Below are 5,593 nucleotides of genomic sequence, written 5' to 3'. Positions count from 1 at the left end.
AAAGTTCATTAAAGTTACTGCGAAATAAATTTTTCAAAAAAACATTAAAAAAGTTTTTGTATTGTAAAAAGAGTTTATACATTTGCACCCGCTTTGAGAGATAAGGGGAAGTTCTGATAAGAAATAAGGGAATTTTTGGAATAATTTAAGGGATTAAATTAGTTAGTTCGATTCTAACGTTTCTACAAAAGATTTAGTAAAATTTATTGATTGATAAGATTAATTAAAGTAGCTAAAACGTTCATTGAAAATATTGAAATTGACAGCGTAAAACAAAGAGTAAGATTACATGATTTTTTTAAAGTCATAATTCTTTTGAAACTATATCATCCAAATTATAAAAATATACGATGAAGAGTTTGATCCTGGCTCAGGATGAACGCTAGCGGCAGGCTTAACACATGCAAGTCGAGGGGTAACAGGGGAAAGCTTGCTTTTCCGCTGACGACCGGCGCACGGGTGAGTAACGCGTATAGAACCTACCTTTTACTGGAGAATAACCAGGAGAAATTCTGACTAATACTCCATAGTATGTATTTTTTGCATAATTAATACATTAAAGATTTATCGGTATAAGATGGCTATGCGTCCTATTAGTTAGTTGGTGAGGTAACGGCTCACCAAGACAGCGATAGGTAGGGGTCCTGAGAGGGAGATCCCCCACACTGGTACTGAGACACGGACCAGACTCCTACGGGAGGCAGCAGTGAGGAATATTGGACAATGGGCGAGAGCCTGATCCAGCCATGCCGCGTGCAGGAAGACGGCCCTATGGGTTGTAAACTGCTTTTATACAGGAAGAAACACTCCCTCGTGAGGGAGCTTGACGGTACTGTAAGAATAAGCACCGGCTAACTCCGTGCCAGCAGCCGCGGTAATACGGAGGGTGCAAGCGTTATCCGGAATCATTGGGTTTAAAGGGTCCGCAGGCGGTCAATTAAGTCAGAGGTGAAATCCCATAGCTTAACTATGGAACTGCCTTTGATACTGGTTGACTTGAGTTATACGGAAGTAGATAGAATGTGTAGTGTAGCGGTGAAATGCATAGATATTACACAGAATACCGATTGCGAAGGCAGTCTACTACGTATATACTGACGCTCATGGACGAAAGCGTGGGGAGCGAACAGGATTAGATACCCTGGTAGTCCACGCCGTAAACGATGGACACTAGTTGTTGGGATTTATCTCAGTGACTAAGCGAAAGTGATAAGTGTCCCACCTGGGGAGTACGGTCGCAAGATTGAAACTCAAAGGAATTGACGGGGGCCCGCACAAGCGGTGGAGCATGTGGTTTAATTCGATGATACGCGAGGAACCTTACCAGGGCTTAAATGTGGTCTGACAGCTTTAGAGATAGAGTTTTCTTCGGACAGATCACAAGGTGCTGCATGGTTGTCGTCAGCTCGTGCCGTGAGGTGTCAGGTTAAGTCCTATAACGAGCGCAACCCCTACCGTTAGTTGCTAGCAGGTCATGCTGAGGACTCTAACGGGACTGCCTACGCAAGTAGAGAGGAAGGTGGGGATGACGTCAAATCATCACGGCCCTTACGTCCTGGGCTACACACGTGCTACAATGGTATGGACAATGAGCAGCCACTATGCAAATAGGAGCGAATCTATAAACCATATCACAGTTCGGATCGGAGTCTGCAACTCGACTCCGTGAAGCTGGAATCGCTAGTAATCGGATATCAGCCATGATCCGGTGAATACGTTCCCGGGCCTTGTACACACCGCCCGTCAAGCCATGGAAGCTGGGGGTACCTGAAGTCGGTCACCGCAAGGAGCCGCCTAGGGTAAAACTGGTAACTAGGGCTAAGTCGTAACAAGGTAGCCGTACCGGAAGGTGCGGCTGGAACACCTCCTTTCTAGAGAAAAGATGGTGAGTTACGAAAGAAGATTTTACTCTTTGCTGTTAATTTTAAACAAATACTAAATATTTAAGCTATTATAGTCTCGTAGCTCAGCTGGTTAGAGCGCTACACTGATAATGTAGAGGTCGGCAGTTCGAGTCTGCCCGAGACTACTAATTTTTAGATATTTAAGGAAGTTTTAGAAGTTGGGTATCCCAAGTTGACGTATAAGTCATCAATTAACTGATAACTGTTAGCTGATAACTGACAACTGAAATCATGGGGGATTAGCTCAGCTGGCTAGAGCGCCTGCCTTGCACGCAGGAGGTCATCGGTTCGACTCCGATATTCTCCACAAGGCGATGCCTTGAGATAGTAATCTCAGGTGTTGTAAGAATTAGATCTGATAATAACTTATCGGTGACGATTCGTCACAGTTCATTGACATATTGGTATAATGATATCGTAAGAATCAAATAGATAGAGAAGGTTTAGACTTTAATTAGTCTAAACAAAATTTTATAAAAATAATAAAAGAGCTCGTTGTAGAAGTAATTCTACAGCAAAAAGTACAATAAGCTAAATAAGGGCGTATGGCGGATGCCTAGGCTCTCAGAGACGATGAAGGACGCGATAAGCTGCGAAAAGTTACGGGGAGAAGCACATATTTTATGATCCGTAAATATCCGAATGGGGCAACCCGGCATGTTGAAGACATGTCACCTAGTAATAGGGGTAAACCCGGTGAACTGAAACATCTAAGTAACCGGAGGAAGAGAAAACAATAGTGATTCCGTTAGTAGTGGCGAGCGAACGCGGAACAGCCCAAACCAAAGTTGTTACGGCAATTTTGGGGTTGTAGGACCACAATATTCGATGCTAATTGAATTAGAACAGTTTGGAAAGACTGACCAAAGAGGGTGATAGTCCCGTATAAGTAAGAGAAGTTATTGATAGTGGTATCCTGAGTAGTGCGGGACACGAGTAATCCTGTATGAATCCACCGGGACCATCCGGTAAGGCTAAATACTCCTGAGAGACCGATAGTGAACTAGTACCGTGAGGGAAAGGTGAAAAGAACCCTAAGTAAGGGAGTGAAAGAGATCCTGAAACCGTACGCCTACAAGCGGTCGGAGCACATTTACTGTGTGACGGCGTGCCTTTTGCATAATGAGCCTACGAGTTACTGTTTCTAGCAAGGTTAAATGTTTAAGACATGGAGCCGGAGCGAAAGCGAGTCTGAATAGGGCGCATAGTTAGTAGTAGTAGACGCGAAACCGGGTGATCTACCCATGGGCAGGTTGAAGCTGTGGTAACACACAGTGGAGGACCGAACCAGTTGACGTTGAAAAGTCTTTGGATGACCTGTGGGTAGGGGTGAAAGGCCAATCAAACCCGGAAATAGCTCGTACTCCCCGAAATGCATTTAGGTGCAGCGTTGTGGTAAAGTTTTATAGAGGTAGAGCTACTGATTGGATGCGGGGGCTTCACCGCCTACCAATTCCTGACAAACTCCGAATGCTATAAAATATACACAGCAGTGAGGGCATGGGTGCTAAGGTCCATGTCCGAGAGGGAAAGAACCCAGACCATCAGCTAAGGTCCCAAAATATATGTTAAGTTGAACTAACGAGGTGAAACTGCTTAGACAGCTAGGATGTTGGCTTGGAAGCAGCCATTCATTTAAAGAGTGCGTAACAGCTCACTAGTCGAGCGGTTTTGCATGGATAATAATCGGGCATAAACATATTACCGAAGCTATGGATTTGTAATTTATTACAAGTGGTAGGGGAGCATTGTAACCTGCGTAGAAGGTGTACTGTAAGGTATGCTGGAGTGGTTACAAAAGAAAATGTAGGCATAAGTAACGATAATGCGGGCGAGAAACCCGCACACCGAAAGACTAAGGTTTCCTCAGCGATGCTAATCAGCTGAGGGTTAGTCGGGTCCTAAGGCGAATCCGAAGGGAGTAGTCGATGGATAACAGGTTAATATTCCTGTACTTCTTATAATTGCGATGGGGTGACGGAGTATTGAAAGCACCGCGTACTGACGGAATAGTACGTTGAAGAATGTAGCTATAGAATCAGATTAAGAGTTAGATTTTGGCGAAGTTCGATAGTACCACAACTCTTCGGACGAGTGGATAGTGTGCCTAAAGGCTTCCAAGAAAAACCTCTAAGCTTCAGATTATAAGAACCCGTACCGTAAACCGACACAGGTAGTTGGGATGAGAATTCTAAGGTGCTCGAGAGATTCATGGCTAAGGAACTAGGCAAAATAGACCCGTAACTTCGGGAGAAGGGTCGCCACGCTTTACGGCGTGGCCGCAGTGAAAAGGTCCAGGCGACTGTTTATCAAAAACACAGGGCTTTGCTAAATTGAAAGATGATGTATAAGGCCTGACACCTGCCCGGTGCTGGAAGGTTAAGTGGAGGGTTTAGCTTCGGCGAAGATCTGAAATGAAGCCCCAGTAAACGGCGGCCGTAACTATAACGGTCCTAAGGTAGCGAAATTCCTTGTCGGGTAAGTTCCGACCTGCACGAATGGTGCAACGATCTGGACACTGTCTCAGCCATGAGCTCGGTGAAATTGTAGTATCGGTGAAGATGCCGATTACCCGCAGCGGGACGAAAAGACCCCGTGAACCTTTACTATAGCTTAGTATTGACTTTGGATAAGTAATGTGTAGGATAGGTGGGAGACTATGAAGTGGCGTCGCTAGGCGTTGTGGAGTCGTCCTTGAAATACCACCCTTTGCTTGTCTAGAGCCTAACTCAGAAATGAGGACAGTGCTTGGTGGGTAGTTTGACTGGGGTGGTCGCCTCCAAAAGAGTAACGGAGGCTTCTAAAGGTACCCTCAGTACGCTTGGTAACCGTACGTAGAGTGCAATGGTATAAGGGTGCTTGACTGAGAGACATACAGGTCGATCAGGTTGGAAACAAGAGCATAGTGATCCGGTGGTTCCGCATGGAAGGGCCATCGCTCAAAGGATAAAAGGTACTCCGGGGATAACAGGCTGATCTCCCCCAAGAGCTCATATCGACGGGGGGGTTTGGCACCTCGATGTCGGCTCGTCACATCCTGGGGCTGGAGAAGGTCCCAAGGGTTGGGCTGTTCGCCCATTAAAGTGGCACGCGAGCTGGGTTCAGAACGTCGTGAGACAGTTCGGTCTCTATCTGCTGTGGGCGTTAGAAATTTGCGTGGATCTGACTCTAGTACGAGAGGACCGAGTTGGACTGACCTCTAGTGTACCAGTTGTTCCGCCAGGAGCACTGCTGGGTAGCTACGTCGGGAAGGGATAAGCGCTGAAAGCATATAAGCGCGAAACCCACCACAAGATGAGATTTCTTTAAAGGGTCGTGGGAGACTACCACGTTGATAGGCTACAGGTGTAAAGGCAGTAATGTCATAGCCGAGTAGTACTAATAACCCATAAGCTTATGTATGTCCACGCCTTCGGGCGTGGCGACACTCTTTTTTTAAGACTAGATGATTTAAATGATATTATTAGACCAGTATGTTAATTTATACAGTTGACAATTAGTGCAACTGAAAGATTTAAGGTGGTTATAGCGATGGGGCTCACCTCTTCCCATACCGAACAGAGAAGTTAAGCCCATTTGCGCCGATGGTACTGCCAATAGGTGGGAGAGTAGGTCGCTGCCTTTCTTTATATTGATACAATCAATATAATATACTAAAGTCCTCAATCTAATGATTGAGGACTTTTTTT

The 5,593-nt window shown here is 45.4% G+C and carries 2 tRNA genes and 3 rRNA genes; all 5 read left to right on the top strand.

Features of this window, described 5'->3' with window-relative positions:
• Positions 1-347 precede the first annotated feature (347 nt).
• The 5 genes from ABDX67_RS13435 to rrf all read left to right on the top strand — a co-directional run bounded on the left by ABDX67_RS13435 (position 348) and on the right by rrf (position 5,529).
• A 16S ribosomal RNA gene (locus ABDX67_RS13435) occupies positions 348-1,871 on the top strand.
• An 84-nt stretch (positions 1,872-1,955) separates the two neighbouring features.
• Positions 1,956-2,029 (top strand) — tRNA-Ile (locus ABDX67_RS13430).
• A 108-nt stretch (positions 2,030-2,137) separates the two neighbouring features.
• Positions 2,138-2,211: transfer RNA gene (locus ABDX67_RS13425), tRNA-Ala, on the top strand.
• A gap of 218 nt (positions 2,212-2,429) precedes the next feature.
• Positions 2,430-5,305 (top strand): 23S ribosomal RNA (locus ABDX67_RS13420).
• Between the two features lie 114 nt (positions 5,306-5,419).
• Positions 5,420-5,529 (top strand): 5S ribosomal RNA (rrf, locus tag ABDX67_RS13415).
• Together the 16S, 23S and 5S rRNA genes with 2 tRNA genes alongside form the textbook arrangement of a ribosomal RNA operon.
• Positions 5,530-5,593 lie beyond the last annotated feature (64 nt).

It is taken from the genome of Polaribacter uvawellassae, assembly GCF_039748955.1.
Classification (GTDB): Bacteria; Bacteroidota; Bacteroidia; order Flavobacteriales; family Flavobacteriaceae; genus Polaribacter; species Polaribacter uvawellassae.
This window is presented reverse-complemented; position numbering and strand designations above follow the sequence as displayed.